The sequence below is a fragment of the Priestia sp. 10L35 genome (genome assembly GCF_056395685.1).
Genome location: NZ_JBFTKA010000001.1, coordinates 685,623 through 711,027 on the forward strand (window position 1 = coordinate 685,623; position 25,405 = coordinate 711,027).

Consider the following 25,405-nt stretch of genomic DNA (forward strand, 5'->3'; position numbering starts at 1 on the left):
TACTTAATTGTGATAATATTTAGTAGCCCTTGTGAGGTGATAACATTGGAATTTGTTAAAGATGTATTAAATTCCTTTCTAGAATATTTACAAATTGAGAAAAACTATTCAAAATATACAGTTGACTGCTATGAAAAAGACATAGGTATCTTCATGTCTTTTATGCAGGAAGAGCAAATACAAAACCTACAAAGTGTTACATATGCTGATGCAAGGCTGTTTTTAACACGCCTATATGAAAAGCAGTATTCAAAAAGATCGATGTCACGCAAAATTTCTTGTTTGAGAACGTTTTATCGTTACTTAAATAGAGAAGAATTAGTAGAAGATAATCCATTTGCGCTCGTTACCCTTCCTAAAAAGGAGGAGCGAAATCCTCGCTTCCTGTATGAAGAGGAGATTGTGAAATTATTTCAAATGAATGACTTAACAACTCCGTTAGGGCAGCGTAATCAGTCTCTATTAGAATTGCTGTATGCCACCGGAATACGAGTGAGTGAATGCGCATCTATTAAGCTTAGCGATATAGATTTTTCACTTCAAACTTTGCTCGTATATGGCAAAGGGAAAAAACAACGGTACGTGCCATTTGGCTGTTATGCCAAGGACGCTCTTAGAGTATATATAGATAATGGAAGAAAGCTTCTTTTAAAAAAGGCTCCTTCTGATACTCATTCGCTCTTTTTAAATTATAAGGGGACACCGTTGACAGACCGAGGCATACGCTTAGTCATTGATCAGTTAGTAAAGAAGACCGCTGAGAATATACATATTAGTCCACACGTTTTGCGGCATACTTTTGCGACTCATATGTTAAATGAAGGGGCAGATTTACGTACAGTTCAAGAAATGCTAGGTCATGAACATTTATCAACCACTCAAATATACACACATGTGACGAAGGATCGTTTAAAGGCAGTTTATATGAATCACCATCCTCGCGCATAAAAGGAGGAGTTAATTTGTCTACTTTCCATGCTACTACGATTTTTGCGGTTCAGCATAACGGTCAATGTGCCATGTCTGGGGACGGACAAGTAACGTTCGGTAATGCTGTTGTGATGAAACATACTGCTCGAAAAGTAAGACGTCTATTTCAAGGGCAAGTTCTTGCCGGCTTTGCAGGTTCAGTAGCTGATGCATTCACTCTTTTTGAATTATTTGAAACGAAGCTTGAAGAGTATAACGGAAATCTTCAGCGTGCAGCCGTTGAGCTTGCTAAACAATGGAGAAGTGACAAAGTATTGCGAAAGTTAGAAGCAATGCTTATTGTTATGAACAAAGATAACTTACTGTTAGTATCAGGAACGGGTGAAGTTATTGAACCGGACGACGGCATTTTAGCAATTGGATCAGGCGGAAATTATGCTTTATCAGCGGGACGTGCATTAAAACAACATGCAGGCGAACATTTAACAGCTAAAGAAATTGCAAAAGCAGCTTTAGATGTAGCAAGTGAGATATGTGTTTATACAAATGATCATATTATTGTAGAAGAACTGTAGGAAAGGGGATTTTTTTATGAATTCTCATTTAACACCTCGACAAATTGTAGAAAAGCTCGATCAGTATATTATTGGTCAAACGAAGGCAAAGAAAGCGGTCGCTGTTGCGCTGCGAAATCGCTATCGACGCGGTCTGTTAGACGAATCTTTACGTGATGAAGTTGTGCCGAAAAACATTTTAATGATTGGTCCTACAGGTGTGGGTAAAACCGAGATTGCACGCCGCTTAGCTAAGCTTGTCGGTGCACCTTTTATTAAGGTTGAGGCAACAAAATTTACGGAAGTTGGATATGTAGGACGCGATGTAGAATCAATGGTTCGTGATTTAGTGGAAACGTCAGTTCGACTTGTGAAAGAAGAAAAAATGAACGGCGTGCGTGATCGCGCAGAAGAAAATGCAAACAAGCGGATAGTAGAGCTTCTTGTTCCAAGTAAAAAGAAGCAGCAATCGTTTAAAAATCCGTTTGAAATGATTTTTTCAAACGGTACACAGTCAAGCGATGCGGATCCTGATCAAGATGAGGAAACGAATATTGCAACGAAGCGCAAGCAGATTGCTCATCAGCTTGCTTTAGGAGAGCTTGAAAATCATTATGTCACAATTGAAGTAGAAGAGCAACAGCCTTCTATGTTTGATATGTTACAAGGTTCGGGTATGGAACAAATGGGCATGAACATGCAGGATGCCTTAAGCAATTTTATGCCTAAAAAACAAAAAAAGCGCAAACTTACTGTTAAAGATGCACGAAAAGTATTAACAAATGAAGAAGCGCAAAAATTGATTGATATGGATGAAGTGACGCAAGAAGCTGTGAATCGTGCAGAACAATACGGAATTATTTTCATTGACGAAATTGATAAAATTGCTCAGAAAAGTGGTAATTCATCTTCCGCTGATGTTTCACGTGAAGGCGTACAGCGAGATATTTTACCAATTGTAGAAGGGTCAACAATTGTTACAAAATATGGCGCAGTCAAAACTGATCATGTTTTATTTGTAGCAGCCGGTGCTTTCCATGTATCAAAACCGTCGGATTTAATTCCAGAATTGCAAGGTCGATTCCCAATTCGCGTTGAATTAACGAAGCTAACCGTTGAAGATTTTATAAACATTTTAGTAGAGCCAGATAATGCGTTATTAAAGCAATATGCGGCATTATTGGAAACTGAAGGTATACAAATTGAATTTTCTGACGATGCTATACGTAAGATTGCAGAAATTGCATATCAGGTAAATCAAGATACAGACAATATTGGTGCAAGAAGGCTTCATACGATTTTAGAACGTTTGCTAGAGGATTTATCGTTTGAAGCACCAGAAGTAACATTAGAGAAAATTGTGATTACTCCGCAGTACGTGGAAGAAAAATTAGAAAAAATCGCTAAAAACAAAGATTTGAGTCAATTTATTTTATAGAACTGAAATCGCAGGAGGAAGAGTACTAATGGATTTATTAGGGAAAACTAGAAAGATTAATGCAATGCTACAAAAAGCAGCTGGTAAACCAGTAAACTTTAAAGAAATGGCTGAAACACTTTGCGAAGTGATCGAATCAAACGTATTCGTAGTAAGCCGTCGCGGTAAATTATTAGGAATCGCTGTTAAACAGCAAATTGAGAATGCGCGCATGAAAGATATGTTAGAAGCACGCCAGTTCCCAGAAGAATATACTCAAAGCTTATTTAACATTCAAGAAACATCTTCTAACTTAAACATTGAAAGTCAATATACAGCTTTCCCAGTTGAAAATAAAGACTTATTTGATGCAGGACTAACAACAATCGTTCCAATTATCGGAGGCGGAGAGCGTCTAGGTACGCTTGTATTATCTCGTTTAGACCGTCAGTTCGAAGACGATGATTTAATCCTTGCTGAATACGGTGCAACGGTAGTAGGTATGGAAATTCTTCGTGAAAAAGCAGAAGAGATTGAAGAAGAAGCACGTAGCAAAGCTGTTGTACAAATGGCAATTAGCTCATTATCATACAGTGAGTTAGAAGCTATTGAGCACATCTTTGAAGAGTTAAATGGAACTGAAGGACTATTAGTAGCAAGTAAAATTGCTGACCGCGTTGGAATTACACGTTCAGTAATCGTAAATGCGCTACGTAAATTAGAAAGTGCTGGCGTTATCGAATCACGTTCTTTAGGAATGAAAGGAACTTACATTAAAGTTCTTAACAACAAATTCTTAGTAGAGCTTGAAAAATTAAAATCTAACTAAGTTTATGAACAAAAAAGCACACGGGCAAAGCCCGTGTGCTTTTTTGTATGCTCTCAGTACAAAAAGATTCGCTGTGGGTTAAGACGATTCGTTCACTATTTTTATAAATCTTTAACAAAGTTCATATAAAAATCTAAAAATTATATTATAGAATCTTTAAATAGTAAAAAGATACTAGTTGATTACAAATCGTTACTTTTATTACATATTGTTCAGGACTTATGGTATATATTTTGATTTTAAATTAAAAAAATAGAGCTAAAGTATAGCATTGATGTTAAAATATGCTTGGAAAACGAATGAAAATTTTGGTTTATAGTCCAAAAGTTCTTAAAAAAGGATAGACATTGTATGAAGTTTTTCTTACAATAAGTTCTATGGTACTAAAGTCGAAATTTGTCTCATTTTGAGAAAAATAGAATAGATAAGCAGGTGTAAGAAGTGAGTTTGTTTTCAACTACTTTTCAAACAATTGAAAATGGAATTAGCTACGCGTCACAAAAGCAGCAGACGATTGCACAAAATATCGCAAATGTTGATACTCCAAATTATAAATCGAAAACCGTATCGCGTACGAGTGAATTCCGAGATTTATTACATAACGAGTTAGAAGCATATCAGACTGATTCAAAACATATCCCATTTTCTGGTTCATCCCAGCGAGTGATTACCCAGCAAGGAAACACTTCCTATCAAGCAAATGGAAACAATGTGGATATGGATAAAGAGATGGCGGATATGGCTGAAAATCAAATTTACTATGAGGCGCTAGTAGATCGTTTAAATGGAAAATTTAATTCTCTTCAAACAGTCATTAGAGGAGGTAAATAAGTTTGACTATTTTTCAAAATATGAATATTACATCTTCAGCTTTAACTGCCAATCGTTTAAGGATGGACGTTGTTTCATCTAATATGGCGAATGCTGAAACGACAAGAGGGACGTACGTTAATGGTGAGTGGCAGCCTTACAAAAGAAAAATGGTTGTCATGCAGTCTGATCGTTCGCCTTCTTTTTCGTCCGTCTTACACTCCGAAATCAATAAAAATCAAAACAATGGTGTAAAAGTCACAGATATCGTAGAAGATAATACTCCTTTTAATTTAGTATATAACCCGACGCATCCAGATGCGAATGACCAAGGGTACGTGCAGATGCCGAACGTAGATCCTTTAAAGGAAATGACGGATTTAATTAGTGCTACTCGATCTTATGAAGCAAACGTGACAGTCTTTAATACAAACAAAAGTATATTAACCAAGGCATTAGAAATTGGGAAATAAAGGAGCGATAAAATGATTAATGGTATCAGCAATCAAATAGCCATAGCAAAAACAGCAGCTTCTACTAGCACTGGACAAACAACTCAACAGTTTTCAACGTTTTTAAAAGACTCAATCAATGAGTTAAACAATACTCAACGCGCTTCGGATATAGCGACTGAAAAGCTTGCTAAAGGAGAAAACGTCGAACTCCAAGATGTAATGATTACTGCTCAAAAAGCAAGTATTACGATGCAAACGGCTCTTGAAATACGCAATAAAGCTGTTGAAGCCTATCAGGAAATGATGAGAATGCAAATGTAATTGAGCGGTTATTAAAGAAAATGAAAATAGTAATAACCGGAGGAATACCATGAATGAAAGAATAGCTCTTTATCGAGATAAGATGAAAGTCTTTTGGAATAACCGCAAAAAAGGACAAAAAATAGCCCTTATCGCTGCTCCTCTTGCGGCTGTTCTAGTCATTAGTTTAGCATCTGTTTTTTTAAACAAGGATAAATTTGTCCCTCTTTATAGCAATCTATCGGCTCAAGAAACAGGACAAATCAAAGCAGAGCTTGATGCTAGAAGCGTTCCTTCAGAAATCTCTGATAACGGAACAACCATTTCGGTGCCTGAACAAAGCGTTGACTCGCTAAAAGTTGATTTAGCTGCACAAGGAATTCCTGATAGCGGAAGTATCGACTATTCGTTTTTTGGGAAAAATGCGAGCTTTGGTATGACAGATAATGAATTTAATGTGTTAAAACTCGATGCGATGCAAACTGAATTGGCTAACTTAATGAAAAACATTCAAGGAGTCAATGATGCAAAAGTGATGATTACCCTTCCCAATGAAAGCGTCTGGGCGAATGAAAAGCAGGGAGAAGCATCAGCATCGATTGTGCTTAATACAAAGGCTGGTTATAAATTTGATGATCAGCAAATTAAATCTCTTTATCATTTAGTATCCAAAAGTGTGCCAAACCTTCCTACAGATAATATCGTCATCATGAACCAATATTTTGAGTACTTTGATTTAAAAGGTAACGAAACGAATTCAGCTTCTAGCTCATTTGCTTCGCAGAACGAAGCGAAAAAAGAAGTTGAGCGAGATATTCAGCGTCAAGTACAGCAAATGCTAGGAAGACTGGTCGGTCAAGACAAAGTAATGGTCTCTGTTACAGCAGATCTTGATTTTACACAGGAAAATCGCGAAGAAAAGCTAGTAGAGCCTGTTGATAAAGATAATATGCAAGGAATTGCCGTTAGCGCTGAAAAAATTAATGAAACATTTTCTGGTAAAAACGCTCAAGATGGAGGCGTTGCTGGAACAGGAGAAGAAGATACAACAAATTACTCATCTAGTACAACAAGTGGAGACGGAGACTACGAAAAAAACGAAGAACGAATTAATTATGAAGTGAATAGAATTCATAAAGAAATCGTCGAAAGTCCATACAAAATTCAAGATCTTGGCATTCAAGTAATGATAGATCCGTCCAATGCAAAAGGGAAATCACAAGTTTCCGATACGCTTGAGTCAGACGTTCAAAAAATGTTAGGTACAATTGTCCGTACTTCTATTTCAAAAGATGCAAATACGAAAGCCCTCTCAGATAACGCGGTCAGCGATAAGATTACCGTTTCCGTTCAGCCGTTTAATGGACAAGAAACAGCTGACAACACAGCAAGTTCGATTCCATTGTGGATGTATATAACCGGAGGAGCACTGCTGCTTATTATTGTTGTTCTTATTGTGCTGTTGGTTAGGAAAAGACGTCAAGACTTTGATGAAGAGGAATATGATGAAGGGTACGAGGAAACTTTTGAAGCATATGAAGCGGCACAAAAAGCTCCTGTTTTAAGTGCTGAACAGCAAACAAAAAGCAATCTTGAAACGTTAGCGAAGCAAGACCCGGAAGAGTTTGCAAAACTGCTGCGAACATGGATTAGTGAGGATTAGGAGGAAAGCTAATGGTAAAGGCTATGCAAAAAAATGAGTTAACTGGAAAGCAAAAAGCAGCAATTTTGTTGATTTCTCTCGGTCCGGATGTATCAGCTTCTATCTATAAACATCTCAGTGAAGATGAAATTGAGCAACTAACGCTTGAAATTTCTTCAGTGAGAAAAGTAGAGCCGTCTTTAAAAGAAGCTGTGCTTCATGAGTTTGAACAAATAACGCTTGCTCAAAACTACCTTGAAAAAGGAGGAGTAAGCTATGCGAAACAGGTGTTAGAAAAAGCACTTGGACCAGAGCAGGCTATGATGATTATCAATCGATTAACTTCTTCTTTGCAAGTTCGTCCGTTTGATTTTGCCAGAAAAGCTGATCCTATGCAGCTGTTAAATTTCATTCAGCATGAGCATCCTCAGACGATTGCCCTTATTTTATCTTACTTAGAGCCGCCGCAGGCAGGACAAATCTTATCATCACTGCCTCAGGAAAGGCAAGCGGATATTGCAAGACGGATTGCGACGATGGGAAGTACGTCTCCCGAAGTCATTAATGAAGTTGAGCAAATTTTAGAGAGAAAGCTTTCTGCTACTGTTACCCAAGACTATACCCAAACAGGTGGTTTAGAAGCAGTAGTTGAAGTATTAAATGGAGTAGACCGAGCGACTGAAAAAATTATTATTGATACGCTTGAAATTCAAGATCCGGCATTAGCAGAAGAAATCAAACAGCGAATGTTTGTATTTGAGGATATCGTAACGCTCGATAACCGTTCTATTCAGCGTGTGATACGAGATGTAGAAAATGATGATTTATTGTTGAGCTTAAAAGTAGCAAGTGAAGAAGTGAAATCTATTATTTTTAAAAATATGTCTAGCCGTATGGTGGAAACGTTTAAAGAAGAAATGGAATTTATGGGTCCTGTGCGTTTGAAAGATGTAGAGGAAGCTCAGTCACGTATCGTTGCTGCAATTAGACGTTTAGAAGATGCTGGTGAAATTGTATTAGCTCGAGGTGGAGGAGACGATATTATTGTCTAATATCATTAAATCAACTTATACGAACAAACTTTCAGACGAAAATGCGAAGCACATTCAAGTCATTCCGTTTGGTTTTCCGATACAAGATGAGCCCACAGAAGAGCATCTTCAGCAAGAAAATGCACAGCACGTTATTGAACAAGCGCACAGTGAAGCTGAAATAATAAAGGCCGAGGCAGACGCTTACCGAATACAAGCTCAAAACGAAATTGAACGTTTGAAAAAGCAGTGGGAAGAAGAGAAGGTGCTGCTGTTTCAACAAGAACAAAAGCGAGGCTATGAAGAAGGATACGAAGAAGGGCTGCTTCAAGGAAAACAAGAGTATGAGCATGTATTAGCCATGTCGCGAAACATTGTTGACGAAACAAAGAATCAGTACTACGAATATATAAATCAATCTGAAGAAGTCATCTTTGAATTAGGTTTCACCCTAGCTGAAACGATTTTAAATGAGCAGCTTCAAAGAGATGAATCATTTTTACCACTTGTTGCAAGGTCTTTAAAAGAAGTTAGAGAACATAAAGAAATCCAGCTTTTTGTTTCCCCGAAAAAATATGCATATGTATGTGAACATAAACGAGAACTGTTCGATTTATTAAACGGAGAAACCGGGCTATTTATTTATGCGGATGAAAATCTTCAGGAAATGGATTGTGTCATCGATTCCTCTTATGGGCGTCTTGTTGCGTCTTTTGATAGCCAGTTAACGGAAATGAAGAAAAAATTAAAAGAACGTTTGTTAGAGGAGAGTAAACATGAAAGTCGCACAACTCATTCATGAAATCCCGCGCACATCTTCTTTTAAACGGTACGGGAAAGTCAGCCGAGTAGTAGGAATGATGATTGAATCTAAAGGACCTAGAACGTCAATAGGAGATGTTTGCTTTATTCATCTTAGTGAACGAGGAGATAAAATTCGTGCAGAAGTTGTTGGTTTTAACGGTGAGCACGTTGTTTTAATGCCTTATACGTCTGTTCGATATATCGGACCTGGCTGCCTAGTGGAAACGACAGAAAAACCTCTGCAGGTAAGCGTGGGGAAAGAGTTAATAGGTCAAGTGCTTGATTCGTTAGGGAACCCTTTAGACGGGTCTGAACTTTCTCAATATTTGCCGTTTGTTTTAACCGATCAAGACCCCCCTAATCCCTTAGAGCGTCCGCCTATTGAACAGCCGATTGAAGTAGGGGTGCGAACAATTGATAGTTTGCTAACAGTAGGTCAAGGGCAGCGCATAGGTATTTTTGCAGGAAGCGGTGTTGGTAAAAGTACGCTGCTCGGGATGATTGCACGCAATACAAAAGCAGATATCAATGTCATTGCCCTTGTAGGAGAGCGAGGAAGAGAAGTTAGAGAGTTTATTGAGCGAGATCTTGGAGAGGAAGGGTTAAAGCGCTCCGTTGTAGTAGTTGCTACCTCGGATCAGCCTGCTCTGCTTCGAATGAAAGCAGCATATACAGCTACTTCTATTGCTGAATACTTTCGAGATGAGGGGCTGAGCGTCATGATGATGATGGATTCTGTTACCCGTGTAGCAATGGCTCAAAGAGAAATTGGATTAGCCGTAGGTGAACCTCCGACTACCAAAGGTTATACACCATCTGTTTTTGCTAGCTTGCCAAGGCTGCTTGAACGTACAGGAACTAATCAACATGGATCTATTACTGCTTTTTACACTGTATTAGTAGACGGTGATGATATGAACGAACCTATTTCGGATACGGTGCGAGGCATTATAGACGGACATATTGTACTAGACCGGGAGCTGGCCAATAAAGGTCAATATCCGGCCATCAATGTCTTAAAAAGCGTTAGTCGCGTGATGAACCATATCGTAAGTGAACGGCACAAAGAAGCAGCTGAAAAACTGCGTTCATTAATGGCTACCTATGCTAATTCTGAAGACTTAATTAACATAGGTGCCTACAAAAGAGGATCTTCTGCTTACATTGATGAGGCCATCCACTATCATCCTGTCATTGATGCATTTTTAAAGCAAAAAACGAACGAACATCCATCATTTGAAACAAGTGTAACAAAGCTCTGTGAACTGTTTGTGAAAGGTGAGTAAATATGGCATATGAATTTAGGTTATCTAAAATAATGGCAATCAAGTCAAATGAAAAGGATGAACTGCTATCTCAATATAATCAATCCTTGCAGCAGTTTGAAACAGCGGGTGAAAAGCTTTATAAAAAGCTAAAAGAAAAAGAAACGCTAATTGAACAGCATACGGGCAAAATGAAGCAAGGGCTTTCTATTTTAGAAATTACATCGTTTCAGCAGTTTTTAACAAGTGCCGAACGAGTGATTGAAAGGCTGCAACAAGAGGTCATGTTTGCAAGACAGCAAATGAACTTAAAGAAACTGAAGCTAGAAGAAAAGAACATAGAAGTAAAGAAGTATGAAAAGTTAAAAAAGAGAGACTACGATTCTTATATAACCGCGGAAAAACAGTTAGAAGCGAAGCAAATGGATGAGCTGTCGCTACAGCAGTATATGCTGCATAGGAATTAGGTGGAAAACATGGCTAATCAAAAAGAGTTAAGAGAAGAGTACGAAGAAGAAAAGTCTTACAGTAAAAGCCAAGTGTTTTTATTTTTAATCTTTATTCCAGCAGTGTTCCTCATCTTGGCGGCTTATATTGTTCTGACGCTTTTAGGCGTTAATGTAAATGATAAAGTTTCAGGTATTACACACGCCATTCCGTTTGTATCAAGTGAACAGTCGCAAAAAAATGAAAATATTCAAGAAAGCAATGAAGAAATACAAAAGCAGGTTGATAGCCTTCAAAAGAAGCTGAGCACGAAAGAAAAGCAAATCGCAGCTTATGAGAAAACGATCACTACAAAAGATCGTCAAATGGATGAACTAAAAATTGAAATGCGTGATATGGAAGAAAAAGCCGATGATGAAGCGAAAAAACAAAAAAACAATCAGCTGGCAAAAAAAGATGTCATTGCTACCTATGAAAACATGTCTCCTAAAAATGCAGCACTTATCTTTGCCGAATTAAAAGAAGACAAAGCGGTCGCAATGCTTAAGCAGTTCAAAGCGAGTGCAAGAACGGCAATCTTAGAAAAAATGGATCCAAAAGTAGCTGCACGCTATACGACATTGTTAACAGATCAGATCGAGGAATAAAAGCAGAGGTGAAAACAGTGGAAATTTCACTACGTCCAGCAGCTGCATCAAAGGTAAACTGCGATGAAAAAGCAGCTGTTATTCAGACTCAGGGTTTTTTTGAAGAAGTTGTTCAGCAGCTTAAGCAACTAGATGGGCAGCCTTTAACGCGCGGGGAGAAATCATCCGATGAACAAGCGGTAGACCAAGACGTCTTCAAGGCGGTCGGGTTAATGGCAATTCAGTTAAGCGAAGCAGAAGGTGAAGAAGATGAACCATCTGTCTTGTACGAACATCTAGCCGATATGCTCAGCAGTATTCCAAGTAGTCTAGATTTGGAACAGCCGCTTCTAAAGCTGCAGCACGTGTTAACAGACATGCAGCGGGCACCTGTTTCATCTGAAACAGACAGTCAAGAACAATATTTGTCTTCTATTTCTACCTTGTTGACCATTTGTAAAAATACATCATCTGCGTTTCAAACAGAGTTCGCTCAGCTGATGGAAGAACTACAAAAACCGCAGCTGCAGTCAGTGACCCTTTCAAATTCGCAGCTTGAGGGTTTGCGGAAAACTGCTGCTGAAAAAATAGAGAAAATTCATAAACAACCACGTGTATTAACCGATACCTTACATGAAAAGCGCTCTGCTGGTTTCTTCGCCGTTGTTCATGCGGCTCCAAAAAGTTCTGTAAGAGATATGGACGCTGTTCATAAAGAGGAAAAAGTGCCGTTTTTGAATCAGCTTCCATGGAAAAAAGATGTGATTTTACGTAGCGAAAGTATGGATAGGGATAGTTTAAAAAAGGATAGTGAAATTTCTTTCACTGCTAACACGGCTGAGGCGACGTTAGAAAATAATCCATCATCTTTTAAATCTAATGAAGTACCTAAGGTCCAAGAATTTTCTATTGATCTAAGGCAAGTAAAATCTGATCATCAACAGTCTGACAATCTGTTAAAGGAGCTGCAAAAAATATGGAGTAAAGCTTCGCTCAGTGCTGAAGAGGGAAGATCCAAGCTTTTCATTACGTTATTTCCAAAACAGCTAGGTACGATTTCAATTGAAGTGCTTCAGCAAAAAAATGAACCGATTACGCAAGTGGTTGTATCGTCGGCGAAAACAAAAGAGCTGTTAGACGCCAATCTTGCGACTTTACGGCAAGTTCTGACTTCTCAGCATGTATCGGTTGATCAAGTCGATGTGGTCGCTGTTCAAGCAGCTCCAGAAAGTTCTGTAAAAGATATGAACGCTTTTGCTAAAGAAGAAAAAGTGCCGCAGTTTTCTATTGATTTAAGGCAAGTGAAATTGGATCATCAACAGTCTAATGATCTGGTAAACGAGCTGCAAAAAATATGGAGTAAAGCTTCGCTCAGTGCTGAAAAGGGAAGATCCAAGCTTTTCGTTACGTTATTGCCAAAGCAGCTAGGTACGATTTCAATTGAAGTGCTTCAGCAAAAAAATGAAACGACTGCGCAAGTAGTTGTATCGTCAGCGAAAACAAAAGAGCTGTTAGACGCCAGCCTTTTCAGATTACGACAAGCTCTCACGTCTCAGCATGTATCCGTTGATCAAGTCGGTGTGGACGCTGTTCATACATCTTCAGAAAGTTCTGTGAGAAATATGAACGCTTTTCGTAAAGAAGAAAAAATACCGTTTTTCAATCAGCTTCCAAGGAAAAAAGATGTGGTAGTACACAGCGAAAGTATAGATACAAATAGCTCTTTAAAAAATAACGAAAGTTCTGCAGGTACAAACACAACCGGAGCGACAGTAGAGAATCAGCCATCATCCTTTGGAAGTGGAGAAATGCCTAAGCTTCAGCAGTTCTCTATTTATCTAGGGCAAGCAAAATCTGACTATCAACAGTCTAGCAATTTGGTAAACGAGCTTGAAAAAATATGGAGTAAAGCTTCGATCAGTACTGAAGAGGGAACATCCAAGCTTTTCATTAAGTTATTGCCAAAACAGCTAGGTGCGATTTCAATTGAAATGCTTCAGAAAGACAGTGAAACGGTTGCGCGAATTGTCGTATCGTCAGCAAAAACAAAAGAGTTATTGGACGCCAACCTTTCAACTTTGCGGCACGGTCTCGCGTCTCAGCATGTATCAATTGATAAAATCGATGTGCTACTGTCAGAACAAGCGATGTCGTATAACAATGAAAACGACCAGCAAAAAGAAAGACAGGAAAAAGAAGCGTTTAAAAAAGAAGAAGATCAAGATTCACAGCAATTGGAAGAATCGGCTTCCTTTCTGTCTTCTTTTGAAGCAGCGCTCATTAACTACAACGTATAGGTGATAACAATGACAAATGAAATTACGTCTGACTTGTATTTAAGCAATAGGGACACACCAGTGAAGCAAACGGGGAACAGCTCGCTTGGCAAAGATGATTTTTTGAAGCTTTTGATTGCGCAGCTTCAAAATCAAGATCCAATGAATCCAATGGAAGACAAAGACTTTATTGCTCAAATGGCTCAGTTTTCATCCCTTGAACAAATGACAAATATGAGCACATCGCTCAATACGTTTTTAACGCAGTCACAGGCTTCTCCTATTTTAAAAGGGAGTGAGTTAATTGGTAAAACCGCTGCGTGGTTAGATGAAGAAGGAAATAAAAAGCAAGGAGTCATTTTAACAGCATCCGTCAAAAACAATGAGGTATCGTTTAGGATCAACGATGAAAATCATACGGTACTTTCGCTAAACGATATCTTAGAAGTAAGCAGTTAACCAACCAAATTTAAGGAGTGATTTTATGTTACGTTCGATGTATTCAGGAATCAGCGGCATGAAAAATTTTCAAACTAAATTAGATGTCCTAGGAAATAACATTGCCAACGTTAATACATACGGCTATAAAAAAGGACGTACAACGTTTCAAGATTTAGTAAGTCAGCAGGTAGCAGGAGCAACAGCACCAGGAGCTAACCGTGGAGGTGTTAATGCTAAACAAGTCGGATTAGGTTCGCAAATTGGCACAATTGATACAGTTCAAACGGCAGGAAGCATTCAGTCAACGGGGCGTCCGCTTGATTTAGCTATTTCTGGAGACGGCTATTTTGTAGTAAGAGATGGAGTCACAAATTATTATACAAGAGCGGGGAATTTTTATTTAGATAGCAGCGGTAATTTGGTAACGGGTGATGGACTGTACGTGCAAAAAACTGGAGGAGGGAATATAAATATTCCTTCAACAAGTAAGAGCTACAGTATAGGAGCAGATGGAAAGGTTAACATCATAGATGCTAACGGGAACATCTCCAGTAATCAAACTGTCGAACTTGCTAAATTTGCAAATAATGAAGGACTGCAAAAAGCAGGGGGGAATTTATTTGCTCAAAGCGTAAACTCAGGAGGTCCTTTAGTAGGAGCTCCTGGAGCCAACGGCACAGGAAGCTTCGTCTCAAGCGCCCTTGAAATGTCCAACGTTGATTTATCGGAAGAATTCACGGATATGATTGTTGCACAGCGCGGATTTCAAGCGAACACAAGAATTATTACAACATCCGATGAAATACTGCAAGAGCTAGTGAATCTAAAACGATAGGCGGGAGGAAGGAGTAGGTATTACTCCGGTTAATTATGATCACTTTAACAAGGCTAAACGGCAAAACATTTACGTTAAACGCACTCTACATCGAGCAGGTTGAAGCATTTCCTGATACGACCATTACGCTAACGAATAACAAAAAGCTAGTGGTAAAGGATTCAGTTGAAGAAGTGAATGAGAAAGTGACGAGCTATTATCAGCGAATTAACATATTAGGGCTGCAGCAAACGACGGAGGAATAAAGTGTGTTTAAAAATAAGCTAATTAGTAAGATGATTATTATCATGCTTTCTCTTACTTTAATAGGAAGCATTGCTGTTATCGTGACACTAAAGTATACAGAGCAGGCAGGTACTGAAAAAGGTCCATCTATTGACGATGTGATTAAAGCTTCTGTGGATGTAACGGATATTAAAACAAATTTAAAAAGCAATAACTACATCAGCATCTCTTTTAAAATTCAAATGGATAGTAAAAAAGCAGCGTCAGAGCTTCAAAAAAGAGATTTTCAAGTAAGAGACATTATTATCAAAAGGCTCTCAGATATGAGTGCTCAAGATTTTGAAGGAACGCAAGGACTCAGCACGTTAGAAACAGATATTGCAAAGCAAATTGATCAATTAATGGAAAACGGACATGTTGTTAAAATTTATACAACGTCTAAAGTGTTGCAGTAAAGAAAAAGGGAGGGAAGCTAGTGGCAGGGGATGTATTATCACAAAATGAAATTGACGCCCTATTATCCGCGTTATCAACCGGAGAGATGGATGCGGATGAGCTAAAAAAGGAAAATAAAAAACAGCGTATTCGTACATATGATTTTAAACGCGCCCTGCGTTTTTCAAAAGATCAGATTCGCAGTTTGACGCGAATTCATGAAAATTATGCGCGCATGTTAATCAACGTCTTTTCGGCGCAGCTTCGTAACGTTGTACAAGTGTCCGTTGTATCAGTAGATCAAATTCCGTATGAGGAGTTCATTCGCTCTGTTCCGAAAGTAACCATCTTAAACGTGATAGCCGTCCCTCCTTTAGAAGGGCATATCATTATGGAAGTCAATCCGAACATTGCCTATGCGATGCTTGACCGCTTGCTCGGGGGACAAGGCGAGAGCGGTGGGAAAATTAGTAACTTAACGGAAATTGAAACGAGCTTGATTCGAAACTTGTTAGAGAAAACGTTAGATAGTATGAGAGAAGCTTGGAGTTCTATTGCGGAAATTGAACCTGAAACATCAGAGTTTGAAGTGAATCCTCAGTTTTTGCAGGTAATTTCACCAAATGAAATTGTCATCGTCATTTCATTAAACGTACAAATTGGAGATGAAACGGGCATGATCAATCTATGTATTCCGCACGTTACGCTTGAGCCGATTGTGTCCAAACTGTCCGTTCATTACTGGATGCAATCTTCTAAAAAAGAACCTAACGTACAAGAGGTTGAGCAGCTAAAGGAACAAATCAATGATGCGGAATTGCAGGTTGTAGCCGAGCTAGGAAAAGCGGATATTTCAATTGAAGATTTCCTAGCATTAGATGGAGGAGATGTTATTCGACTGCAAACAAGCGTTCATAATCCGTTAACTATTTACGTCGGGGAACAACCTAAATTTATTGCACAGCCTGGAAAAGTCAGTCGGAAAGTTGCTGTGCAAATTCTAGATGATGTTAAGAGGAGGAACGAAAGGAATGAACGATGACATGCTTTCGCAAGATGAAATTGATGCGTTGTTAAAAGGAACTTCTTCACTTGACGAGTTTTCAGAGCCGAATAAGTCAAGTCAAGTAGACGATTACTTTACGGAAATGGAAAAAGACGCGCTTGGCGAAATTGGAAATATTTCGTTTGGCAGTTCAGCAACAGCGCTATCGGCTTTATTGAATCAAAAAGTCGATATTACCACACCGTTTGTATCGCTCGTATATAAAGAAGAGCTGACGAATGAATTTCCAAATCCTCATGTCGCTGTGCAAGTTCAGTATACAGAAGGGTTTTCTGGTACGAATTTGTTAGTTATTAAACATGAAGATGCAGCTGTTATTTCAGATTTGATGCTTGGTGGAACGGGTGAGAATCCGACGGAAATCATGGATGAAATTAAGCTGAGTGCAGTGCAGGAAGCGATGAATCAAATGATGGGTTCAGCAGCGACGTCTATGTCCACGGTATTTCAAAAGAAAATTGATATCTCTCCGCCGAGCTTGGATATTTTAAATATTCAAAAAGGGGAAGGCACAGAGCTGATTCCCCAAGATGACGTCTTTGTAAAGGTCTCTTTTAATTTGAAGGTAGGCACATTAATCGATTCGAATATTATGCAGCTTTTATCGATATCTTTTGCCAAAAGCTTGGTGGAAGAGCTCTTAGTTCCAAGCGCAGAAGATACAGCAGCTTCTATTGAAAAAGAATCAGATCTTAACGAAAAGCAAGCAGAACCGCCGGCAGCTGAATACATACAGGATGAAGAAACACAGCAGGCAGAACCTGTTCATGTACCAGTTGATGTTCAGCCCGCATCGTTTTCAGAGTTCGAGCACATGTCTTCTCCTCAAGGGAATTCACGAAATTTAGACATGCTGCTTGATATCCCGCTTCAAGTTACCGTGGAGCTTGGAAGGACTAAGCGAACGGTTCAAGAGATTTTAGCATTATCTTCTGGTGCAATCATTGAACTTGATAAACTAGCAGGCGAACCAGTAGATATCTTGATTAATAGCAAATTAATAGCAAAAGGTGAAGTGGTCGTCATTGACGAGAATTTTGGCGTTCGCGTAACCGATATTATTAGTCAAAGAGACCGTATTAACAAACTAAAGTAATGATTTTTAGGAGGAGTAGAGATGGGAAACCGAATTTTAATTGTAGACGATGCTGCATTCATGCGCATGATGATCAAAGATATTTTAACGAAAAATGGATATGAAGTAGTAGCGGAAGCGGCAGACGGCCAGCAGGCTGTGGAGTTATTTAAAGAGCATGCACCAGATCTTGTCACAATGGATATTACGATGCCTGAAATGGATGGAATTACAGCCTTAAAAGAAATTAAAAGCATAAAAAGCGATGCTAAGGTGATTATGTGTTCAGCCATGGGCCAGCAGGCAATGGTGATTGATGCGATTCAAGCAGGGGCAAAAGATTTTATCGTTAAGCCTTTTCAAGCAGATCGAGTATTAGAGGCAATTTCAAAAGCAATTGGATAAACAACAGATTGGCGGGGCTTTCCCGCTAATCTTACACTATGTTGAAGTAAGAGGTGGCAGACATTGCTGCGAAAGTTCGTAATTGCTGCGCTGTTAATAAGCGTATTAGCAGGATCAAATCAAATCGTTTATGCAGAAAGTGGATCTGCATCCGTAAAAGAATGTTTGGAAAAAACGGAGAAGTGTTCAGAGAATGAGAGTACTGATTCAAAAGAAAAAACTGAACTCCAGGGGACGCCTACGCTTTCAGCTGGAGATATCGTGAAGATGATATTCGCGTTTTTACTTGTAATTGGGCTGCTTTTTGCGCTCTTAAAATTTGTAAATAAAAAAGGAAGGCTGCTGCAAAAAAATAAAGTAGTACAAAACTTGGGTGGTACAAATGTTGGAAGCAGCAAATCTGTACAAGTAGTTAAAGTTGGAAATCAGCTTTTTATCATCGGAGTCGGTGAAAATGTGCAGCTTCTTTCAGAAATTACAGGGCAAGAGAAACAGCAGCTGCTCACGCAGTATGAGGAACAACAGAAAAACGAGAGCGAATATAAAGTCGTACTACCGTCTTTTTTAGAAAAATTGACTTCTAAAAAAGAAGAGAAATCTAGTCATTCTTTTCAGCAGCTTTTTCAGCGAGAAATGAATGAAATGAAAATAAAAAGGCAAAACGTACTGAAAGAGTTAGAAAGGAACAAAAAGAACGATGAATGAAGTGATGAATCTCTTTAACTCGAGCAGTCCTACAAATATTTCCACGTCTGTCCAGCTTTTGTTGCTGCTGACGGTGTTTTCGGTAGCTCCTGGAATTTTAATCATGATGACCTGCTTTACACGAATTGTCATTGTGCTGTCATTTGTACGTACATCGCTCGGGACACAGCAAATGCCTCCTAATCAAATATTAGTTGGTTTATCGCTGTTTTTAACGTTTTTTATTATGGCGCCAACTTTTTCTCAGGTAAATGAACAGGCGCTTCAGCCGCTTTTAAAAGAAAAAATCACGCTGAATCAAGCCTATGAAAAAGCAGCTGAACCAATGAAAGAATTTATGAGTGCTCATACAAGACAAAAAGATTTAGCTCTTTTTTTAGAATATGCGGATATAGATAAACCATCCTCTGTTCAAGATATTCCCTTAACTGCGCTCGTTCCGGCTTATGCAATCAGTGAGCTAAAGACAGCATTTCAAATTGGATTTATGATTTTTATTCCTTTTCTCATTATCGATATGATTATAGCAAGCGTGCTGATGTCTATGGGAATGATGATGCTTCCTCCCGTTATGATTTCGCTCCCGTTTAAAATTTTACTATTTGTACTGGTTGACGGCTGGAATTTAGTTGTTAAATCATTATTAATAAGTTTTCAATAGGTGATAGACAATGAATGGAGAATTTGTCATTTCGTTAGCAGAAAAAGGCGTGTATACGATCTTAATTGTATCTGGCCCTTTATTGCTGCTGGCCCTTGTAGTTGGGCTCATTATTAGTATTTTTCAAGCAACTACCCAAATTCAAGAGCAAACTCTTGCTTTTGTTCCTAAGATTGTAGCGGTCTTAGTAGGGATTGTATTTTTTGGTCCGTGGATGTTATCAAAAATGATTTCATTTACATATGAAATTTTTTCAAATCTGTATCGGTACGTAGGCTAGCTATGAGTCAGTTGATCTTATCCTATCCCGCGTTTTTACTAGTGCTAGTGCGGGTAACGTCTTTTTTTATTACGGTTCCGCTATTTTCATACAAAACGATTCCCGCAGTTCATAAGGTAGGTTTGTCTGCCTCGCTATCCGTCATTATTGCGACAACAATTGATTTACCCGTCGTTTCGTTAGATGCACAGTTTGTACTTTTAGTAGTAAAAGAATGTGCTGTTGGGTTGTTTATTGGTTTGACTGCGTATGTATTTATTATGGCTATTCAAATTGCCGGAGGTCTCATCGATTTTCAAGTTGGGTTTGCGATTGCCAACGTAATAGATCCGCAGACAGGGGCGCAAAGTCCGATACTAGGTCAATATTTATATGTATTTGCTCTCCTATTTTTATTATCGACCAATGGACATCATTTATTAATAGACGGCATCTATAATAGTTATTTAATTATTCCGTTAGACAAAGTAGCTTTCCCTGTGGGAAGCCAAGCATTTGCTACACACATCATAACTGTTTTTTCATCGATGTTTTTAGTAGCTGTTCAAATGTCTTTGCCTTTGGTAGGTTCATTATTTTTAGTCGATATCGCGCTTGGAATTGTCGCAAGAACCGTCCCGCAGTTAAATATTTTCGTAGTGGGGTTTCCGGTAAAAATTATTGTTGCCTTTATTTTGCTGATTGTCGTGATGGGGAGCATGTTTTATATGATGCAAATCATATTTGAACAAATGATAGAAGCGATGCGCGCGATGATCCGCATATTAGGAGGGGTGTAGCTTTGTTTTTAGTAAAAGTTGATTTGCAATTTTTCGCGGGAGAAAAAACGGAAAAAGCTACACCTAAAAAAAAGCAAGACTCTAGAAAAAAAGGACAGGTAGCTAAAAGTCAAGACGTTACAACTGCGCTCATCCTTTTAATGGTTTTTCTTTATTTTTTGTTTGGAGCCAAACAGTTTTTACAGCAAATGATGAAGTTGTTAAGAGAAGCTTTTCAAACGTATATGCTTGAGGAAGTGACGGCAGAGCGCGTATTTGCAATGTTTAAGCACCTTCTTCCTTCAATAGCCCTTGCAGCAGGTCCTGTTATGCTCGCAGCTTTTATTGCTGCGCTCGGAGCGAATTATATGCAGGTGGGTATTCTTTTTTCCACGGAGGCTCTTCAGCCTAAGTTAGAAAAGATTAACCCTATTAGCGGAGCCAAACGGATTTTTGCCATGAGAGCGCTGGTAGAACTAATCAAGTCAACGCTGAAAATTATGTGTATCGGAGCCGTCACATTTTTTATCTTATGGATTCACATAGAAGATGTATTAAATTTATCTCAAAAAAGTATAGGGGACTCGCTGGTTGTGCTGTCTAAGCTTGTTTTTCAAATGGGACTTGCAGCCTCGCTTATGCTTTTATTTTTATCGCTGCTTGATTATTTGTACCAAAAGTTTGATTTCGAGAAAAATATTCGAATGTCAAAGCAAGATATCAAAGATGAGCATAAAAACATTGAAGGGGATCCTCTAATCAAATCAAAAATAAAGCAAAAGCAGCGGGAAATGGCAATGTCTCGCATGATGCAAGAAGTTCCAAAAGCAGATGTCATCATTACAAACCCCACTCATTATGCCATTGCTTTAAAATATGATGAAGAAAAAATGGATGCTCCCTATGTTGTAGCCAGCGGCGTAGATTTTATTGCTCAAAAGATTAAAGGAATCGCCAAAAGCCATGAAATCATCATGGTAGAGAACCGTCCGCTGGCAAGAGCACTTTTTGACCAAACTAAAGTAGGAGATGCAGTACCCGAAGAATTTTTTAAAGCGGTGGCTGAAATATTAGCTTACGTATACCGCATTCAAAATAAAATGTAACGTTACGCTATTGTAAGGAGAGAAAAATTAATGTCTGCAAGAGAACTGCCAGTTGTTATAGGTGTTGTACTCATTATCGTTATGCTTGTTATTCCGTTGCCTTCATGGTTATTAAGTATTTTAATCATGATTAACATTTCTCTTGCACTGCTTGTACTGCTCGTTTCCATGAATATGAAAGAACCTTTAGAGCTATCGGTATTTCCGTCTTTGCTGCTGGTTCTTACGCTGTTTCGATTAGGTTTGAACGTATCGACGACACGTTCAATCTTAGGAACAGGAGAAGCAGGCGGAGTGGTGGAAACATTTGGCCACTTCGTTATTGGAGGCAATCCGTTAGTGGGCTTTGTTGTCTTCATTATTTTAATTATCATTCAGTTTCTCGTTATTACAAAAGGAGCGGAGCGTGTTTCTGAAGTAGCCGCCCGCTTTACCTTAGATGCGATGCCGGGTAAACAAATGAGTATTGATGCAGATTTAAATGCAGGTATGATTTCAGAAAAGCAAGCAATTGACCGCCGTGAAAAAATTCAGCGCGAAGCAGATTTTTATGGAGCAATGGATGGAGCCAGTAAATTCGTCAAAGGTGACGCCATTGCAGGGATTGTCATCACCCTTATTAATATCTTATTTGGGATTATTATCGGTATGCTGCAAATGGGAATGTCCATCACTGAAGCATCCCAAACCTTTACTTTGTTAACAGTAGGCGATGGGTTAGTGAGTCAAATTCCAGCCCTTATGATTTCAACAGCGACAGGTATTATCGTCACTAGAGCTGCTTCAACAGGTAATTTGAGCGAAGATATTACACAGCAGCTGTTTGCTTTTCCAGTTATGCTTTATGTCACTGGAGGAACGATTGCGGCTCTTGGTTTAATTACGCCAATTAATGATGTTATTACAATGCCTATTGCTATTTTGTTAGGAGTGGGAGGCTATTATTTGTCTCGGGCTAAGCATCAGGCGGTTCGTGAAGAAATGGCTCCTACTGAAGAAGAGATGGAAGACAATGAAATGAAAAGTCCGGAGAGTGTTGTCAATCTATTAAGCGTTGATCCAATTGAATTTGAATTTGGGTATGCATTAATTCCGCTTGCTGATACGAATCAAGGAGGCGATCTGCTCGATCGAATTGTGATGATTAGGCGACAGCTGGCACTTGAGCTAGGATTAGTCATTCCGGTTGTTCGCATCAGAGATAACATTCAGCTTCAGCCCAACGAATACTGTCTTAAAATAAAGGGCAATGAAGTGGCAAAAGGGGAGCTTCTGCTCGATCACTATTTAGCAATCAGTCCGGGAATGGATGATGATTTGATTGAAGGAATTGATACGTTAGAGCCAGCTTTTAAGATGCCTGCAAAATGGATTAGTGAGTCGGTGAAGGAGCAGGCTGAGATGTTCGGGTATACCGTTGTTGACCCGCCGTCGGTTGTGTCTACGCACATAACAGAAGTTATAAAATCGTATGCGCATGAGCTGATTGGAAGGCAGGAGACAAAGCAACTAATTGATCACACAAAAGAAACGTATCCTATTTTAATTGAGGAAGTAACGCCTAATCCTCTTTCCGTTGGAGACATTCAAAGGGTACTGGCAAAGCTTTTAAAAGAAAGCGTCTCAATTCGAAATTTACCCATTATTTTTGAGGTGCTGGCCGACTACGGAAAAATGACGTCAGACACCGATTTGTTAACTGAATACGTCCGGCAAGGGCTCGCAAGACAAATTACCAGTCAATACACGGTCCAAGAAGGTCTGCTCCGAGTTCTTACCCTTTCAGGAAAAGTTGAAAAAACGATGGCGGAAGCTGTTCAACAAACGGAGCATGGGAATTATTTATCACTAGACCCTAACGTTTCACAAGCTATCGTGGAAAGTATAGCCAAGCAAACAGAAACACTTTCTTTTCAAGAACAGTCTCCAATTGTGTTATGTTCTCCTGCGGTGAGGATGTACGTGCGTCAAATCACTGAGCGGTATTTTCCCCATATGGCGGTTTTATCATATAACGAGCTAGAAGCAAATGTTGAAGTTCAAAGTGTTGGAGTGGTGGATATCTGATGAAAGTAAAAAAATACGTAGTAGCATCCATGCCGCAAGCTATGAAAGCCATTCGTTCAGATTTAGGTGAGGAAGCGGTTATTTTACATTCGAAACAAATTCGAACAGGAGGGTTTCTTGGCTTATTTACTAAGGCGAAAATAGAAGTATTGGCAGCTGTCGATTCTGTAGAAAAGCTGAGCGTAAAGAAGAATTCATCGCCGCCAGCACCCAGTATGGAAGATAATCAATCTTTTATGAAGCAGCAGCTCAGTGAGTTAAATACTCTTGTCTCACAAATGAATCAAATGCCAAAGGTTTCTTCAAGTTCATATCCAAAAGCAGTGGAGGATGTGTTTGCCTATTTGCGTTTGCAAGAAATAGACGAAGCTATTTTAAAAAGCATAGAGGCTTCTATGCTAGAGTACTACTACTTACATCGCCCTAACTCAAATCAACTTATGGAGTGGACGAAGAGCTGGTTTGTCAATCAGTTTAAAGAAAGTGAATGGAGCGGTCCTTTCAAAAAATATGTAAGTGTAGTAGGACCAACAGGTGTCGGTAAAACAACAACTCTTGCTAAATTGGCCGCAAAATGTGTCCTGGAACACAATCAAAAAATAGCATTTATTACAACTGACACGTATAGAATTTCAGCGATTGAGCAGCTCAAGACGTACGCTTCGATCTTGAATGCGCCTTTAACGATTTGTTATAACGGAGCAGATTTTAAAAAAGCTTTGCTAGAAACGGAAGCATACGATGTGATTTTTATTGACACAGCAGGTCGTAACTTTTTAGAACAGCAATATGTAAATGATTTAAAGAAAATTATTACGTTTCAAGAAGATTTGCAAACGTTTCTTGTTTTAGCCCTAACGTCAAAAGTATCAGATATGAAAGCTGTATATGAACGTTTTGCTAGTCTGTCTGTTGATCACTTGATTTTTACGAAGCAAGATGAAACCACCCGTAAAGGCTCGCTTTTAAATATGTTATATCATTGCGGCAAGCGGGCTGCTTTTACAACAAATGGGCAGGATGTACCAGAAGATGTGTCGGCATTTAAAATAAAAGAGTTTATTGACGATGTGTTTGGAGATTGGAAAGATGAATGATCAAGCAGCAGTTTTAAGAGAAAAAGTGTTAAAGAAGCATCAAAACTCTTTAAGGAATTGTAAAACACTAGCCGTGTTAAGCGGAAAAGGAGGAGTTGGAAAGTCGAATCTATCATTAAACTTATCTCTTGCGCTAACGAAGCAAAAGCAAAGAGTTCTTCTTTTTGATATGGATATAGGGATGGGAAATATTGATATTTTGATTGGGCAAACTGCTTCATATACGATGGTCGATTTGCTAGAAAAAAAGCTTTCCATCCAGAAAATTATTAAAAAAGGTCCTCAAAATTTAGCTTATGTGGCTGGTGGAACAGGAATTTCCTCTGTATTTGAATGGTCTCCATCAGATCTTGCTCATTTAATACAAGAATTGAATTCGTTAACAAATCAATATGATTATATGATTTTTGATATGGGAGCGGGCATGTCAGAGAGTGTGCTTAAGTTTTTAAAAGCTGTAGATGAAATGATCGTGGTCACAACACCAGAACCTACATCTATAACTGATGCCTACGCTGCTATTAAGCTAGCAGCTTCCTATTCTGTATCAGCACCGGTTCGTCTTATTATTAACAAAACGCTTTCTGACAAAGAAGGAAATGAGACGTATGAACGATTTAGCCAAGCTGTTCAGCAGTTTTTGAACATATCTATTTCTCTATTAGGTATTGTACCAAACGATCAAGCTGTCCAGAAAGCGGTCAATCGCCAAACGCCTTTTTTGCTTCAAAATCCAGCATCTAAAGCGAGTATATCACTAATAGAAATGGTGAGTATTCTTATTCCTCAAGACAATAGGATAACGGCTAAAAACGAGGGAATGTTTATTCGGCGCCTCAAACGATTTTTTCTTGAAAGGTAGG

At 38.8% G+C, this 25,405-nt stretch carries 29 protein-coding genes; all 29 read left to right on the forward strand.

From position 1 onward, the window contains the following. The first annotated feature begins 45 nt into the window (after nt 1-45). The 29 genes from xerC to AC1DEF_RS03665 all read left to right on the forward strand — a co-directional run bounded on the left by xerC (nt 46) and on the right by AC1DEF_RS03665 (nt 25,404). Nucleotides 46-948: a tyrosine recombinase XerC gene (gene xerC / locus AC1DEF_RS03525; protein WP_014458427.1), complete on the forward strand. Its 903-nt coding sequence runs from the start codon at nt 46-48 to the stop codon at nt 946-948. Between the two features lie 14 nt (nt 949-962). After that, nucleotides 963-1,505, forward strand: coding sequence for an ATP-dependent protease subunit HslV (gene hslV / locus AC1DEF_RS03530; RefSeq protein ID WP_013058884.1), 543 nt, complete (start codon nt 963-965; stop codon nt 1,503-1,505). Between the two features lie 16 nt (nt 1,506-1,521). Beyond that, nucleotides 1,522-2,922: an HslU--HslV peptidase ATPase subunit gene (gene hslU / locus AC1DEF_RS03535; protein WP_013084801.1), complete on the forward strand. Its 1,401-nt coding sequence runs from the start codon at nt 1,522-1,524 to the stop codon at nt 2,920-2,922. 28 nt (nt 2,923-2,950) lie between these two features. Next, nucleotides 2,951-3,730 carry a GTP-sensing pleiotropic transcriptional regulator CodY gene (codY, locus tag AC1DEF_RS03540; RefSeq protein ID WP_097824511.1) on the forward strand — a complete coding sequence of 260 codons (780 nt, stop codon included), beginning with the start codon at nt 2,951-2,953 and terminating at the stop codon, nt 3,728-3,730. Nucleotides 3,731-4,171: 441 nt separating this feature from the next. Beyond that, nucleotides 4,172-4,561 (forward strand): flagellar basal body rod protein FlgB, encoded by a 390-nt coding sequence (flgB, locus tag AC1DEF_RS03545; RefSeq protein ID WP_043976473.1) that lies wholly within the window; start codon nt 4,172-4,174, stop codon nt 4,559-4,561. A gap of 2 nt (nt 4,562-4,563) precedes the next feature. Then, nucleotides 4,564-5,013 (forward strand): flagellar basal body rod protein FlgC, encoded by a 450-nt coding sequence (gene flgC, locus AC1DEF_RS03550; protein ID WP_013084799.1) that lies wholly within the window; start codon nt 4,564-4,566, stop codon nt 5,011-5,013. Between the two features lie 12 nt (nt 5,014-5,025). Further along, nucleotides 5,026-5,316, forward strand: coding sequence for a flagellar hook-basal body complex protein FliE (gene fliE / locus AC1DEF_RS03555; protein WP_014458432.1), 291 nt, complete (start codon nt 5,026-5,028; stop codon nt 5,314-5,316). A 49-nt stretch (nt 5,317-5,365) separates the two neighbouring features. Further along, nucleotides 5,366-6,958 carry a flagellar basal-body MS-ring/collar protein FliF gene (gene fliF / locus AC1DEF_RS03560; protein WP_230183168.1) on the forward strand — a complete coding sequence of 531 codons (1,593 nt, stop codon included), beginning with the start codon at nt 5,366-5,368 and terminating at the stop codon, nt 6,956-6,958. A gap of 11 nt (nt 6,959-6,969) precedes the next feature. Continuing rightward, nucleotides 6,970-7,989 carry a flagellar motor switch protein FliG gene (gene fliG / locus AC1DEF_RS03565; RefSeq protein ID WP_025750326.1) on the forward strand — a complete coding sequence of 340 codons (1,020 nt, stop codon included), beginning with the start codon at nt 6,970-6,972 and terminating at the stop codon, nt 7,987-7,989. Then, entirely contained in the window at nt 7,982-8,770 is a 789-nt protein-coding gene (gene fliH / locus AC1DEF_RS03570; RefSeq protein ID WP_097824509.1) for a flagellar assembly protein FliH, read from the forward strand. The genes fliG and fliH overlap by 8 nt, the downstream gene beginning before the upstream one ends. After that, entirely contained in the window at nt 8,745-10,058 is a 1,314-nt protein-coding gene (gene fliI / locus AC1DEF_RS03575; RefSeq protein WP_097824508.1) for a flagellar protein export ATPase FliI, read from the forward strand. The genes fliH and fliI overlap by 26 nt, the downstream gene beginning before the upstream one ends. Before the next feature lie 2 nt (nt 10,059-10,060). Then, nucleotides 10,061-10,504 (forward strand): flagellar export protein FliJ, encoded by a 444-nt coding sequence (gene fliJ / locus AC1DEF_RS03580; RefSeq protein ID WP_013058874.1) that lies wholly within the window; start codon nt 10,061-10,063, stop codon nt 10,502-10,504. A 9-nt stretch (nt 10,505-10,513) separates the two neighbouring features. Beyond that, entirely contained in the window at nt 10,514-11,131 is a 618-nt protein-coding gene (locus AC1DEF_RS03585; protein WP_097824507.1) for a MotE family protein, read from the forward strand. Between the two features lie 17 nt (nt 11,132-11,148). Then, the gene (locus tag AC1DEF_RS03590) at nt 11,149-13,407 is read left to right on the forward strand and encodes a flagellar hook-length control protein FliK (protein WP_097824506.1); all 2,259 of its coding nucleotides are present in this window, start codon (nt 11,149-11,151) and stop codon (nt 13,405-13,407) included. Nucleotides 13,408-13,416: 9 nt separating this feature from the next. After that, a complete protein-coding gene (flgD, locus tag AC1DEF_RS03595; RefSeq protein ID WP_097824505.1) occupies nt 13,417-13,845 on the forward strand; it encodes a flagellar hook assembly protein FlgD in 429 nt (142 codons plus the stop codon). A gap of 25 nt (nt 13,846-13,870) precedes the next feature. Further along, nucleotides 13,871-14,662 carry a flagellar basal body rod protein FlgG gene (flgG, locus tag AC1DEF_RS03600; RefSeq protein ID WP_013084789.1) on the forward strand — a complete coding sequence of 264 codons (792 nt, stop codon included), beginning with the start codon at nt 13,871-13,873 and terminating at the stop codon, nt 14,660-14,662. A gap of 35 nt (nt 14,663-14,697) precedes the next feature. Beyond that, nucleotides 14,698-14,907: a flagellar FlbD family protein gene (locus tag AC1DEF_RS03605; RefSeq protein WP_097824504.1), complete on the forward strand. Its 210-nt coding sequence runs from the start codon at nt 14,698-14,700 to the stop codon at nt 14,905-14,907. A 3-nt stretch (nt 14,908-14,910) separates the two neighbouring features. Further along, complete coding sequence (gene fliL / locus AC1DEF_RS03610; protein WP_097824503.1) at nt 14,911-15,342, forward strand: flagellar basal body-associated protein FliL; 432 nt, start codon at nt 14,911-14,913, stop codon at nt 15,340-15,342. Nucleotides 15,343-15,362: 20 nt separating this feature from the next. Further along, nucleotides 15,363-16,364, forward strand: coding sequence for a flagellar motor switch protein FliM (fliM, locus tag AC1DEF_RS03615; protein WP_097824502.1), 1,002 nt, complete (start codon nt 15,363-15,365; stop codon nt 16,362-16,364). After that, the gene (fliY, locus tag AC1DEF_RS03620; RefSeq protein ID WP_255255771.1) at nt 16,354-17,484 is read left to right on the forward strand and encodes a flagellar motor switch phosphatase FliY; all 1,131 of its coding nucleotides are present in this window, start codon (nt 16,354-16,356) and stop codon (nt 17,482-17,484) included. Before fliM ends, fliY begins: the two co-directional genes overlap by 11 nt. A gap of 21 nt (nt 17,485-17,505) precedes the next feature. After that, nucleotides 17,506-17,868: a response regulator gene (locus AC1DEF_RS03625; protein ID WP_028410821.1), complete on the forward strand. Its 363-nt coding sequence runs from the start codon at nt 17,506-17,508 to the stop codon at nt 17,866-17,868. A 63-nt stretch (nt 17,869-17,931) separates the two neighbouring features. Beyond that, nucleotides 17,932-18,573, forward strand: coding sequence for a flagellar biosynthetic protein FliO (locus AC1DEF_RS03630; RefSeq protein ID WP_097824500.1), 642 nt, complete (start codon nt 17,932-17,934; stop codon nt 18,571-18,573). After that, entirely contained in the window at nt 18,566-19,234 is a 669-nt protein-coding gene (gene fliP / locus AC1DEF_RS03635) for a flagellar type III secretion system pore protein FliP (RefSeq protein WP_013084783.1), read from the forward strand. Before AC1DEF_RS03630 ends, fliP begins: the two co-directional genes overlap by 8 nt. A 10-nt stretch (nt 19,235-19,244) precedes the next feature. Next, entirely contained in the window at nt 19,245-19,514 is a 270-nt protein-coding gene (gene fliQ, locus AC1DEF_RS03640) for a flagellar biosynthesis protein FliQ (protein ID WP_016765390.1), read from the forward strand. Nucleotides 19,515-19,516: 2 nt separating this feature from the next. Continuing rightward, nucleotides 19,517-20,293: a flagellar biosynthetic protein FliR gene (gene fliR / locus AC1DEF_RS03645; protein WP_025750309.1), complete on the forward strand. Its 777-nt coding sequence runs from the start codon at nt 19,517-19,519 to the stop codon at nt 20,291-20,293. Between the two features lie 2 nt (nt 20,294-20,295). Next, nucleotides 20,296-21,378 (forward strand): flagellar biosynthesis protein FlhB, encoded by a 1,083-nt coding sequence (gene flhB, locus AC1DEF_RS03650; RefSeq protein ID WP_013084780.1) that lies wholly within the window; start codon nt 20,296-20,298, stop codon nt 21,376-21,378. Between the two features lie 30 nt (nt 21,379-21,408). Continuing rightward, entirely contained in the window at nt 21,409-23,445 is a 2,037-nt protein-coding gene (gene flhA / locus AC1DEF_RS03655) for a flagellar biosynthesis protein FlhA (RefSeq protein WP_060745982.1), read from the forward strand. After that, complete coding sequence (gene flhF / locus AC1DEF_RS03660; RefSeq protein ID WP_097824499.1) at nt 23,445-24,542, forward strand: flagellar biosynthesis GTPase FlhF; 1,098 nt, start codon at nt 23,445-23,447, stop codon at nt 24,540-24,542. The genes flhA and flhF overlap by 1 nt, the downstream gene beginning before the upstream one ends. Continuing rightward, complete coding sequence (locus tag AC1DEF_RS03665; protein WP_097824498.1) at nt 24,535-25,404, forward strand: MinD/ParA family protein; 870 nt, start codon at nt 24,535-24,537, stop codon at nt 25,402-25,404. The genes flhF and AC1DEF_RS03665 overlap by 8 nt, the downstream gene beginning before the upstream one ends. Nucleotide 25,405 lies beyond the last annotated feature (1 nt).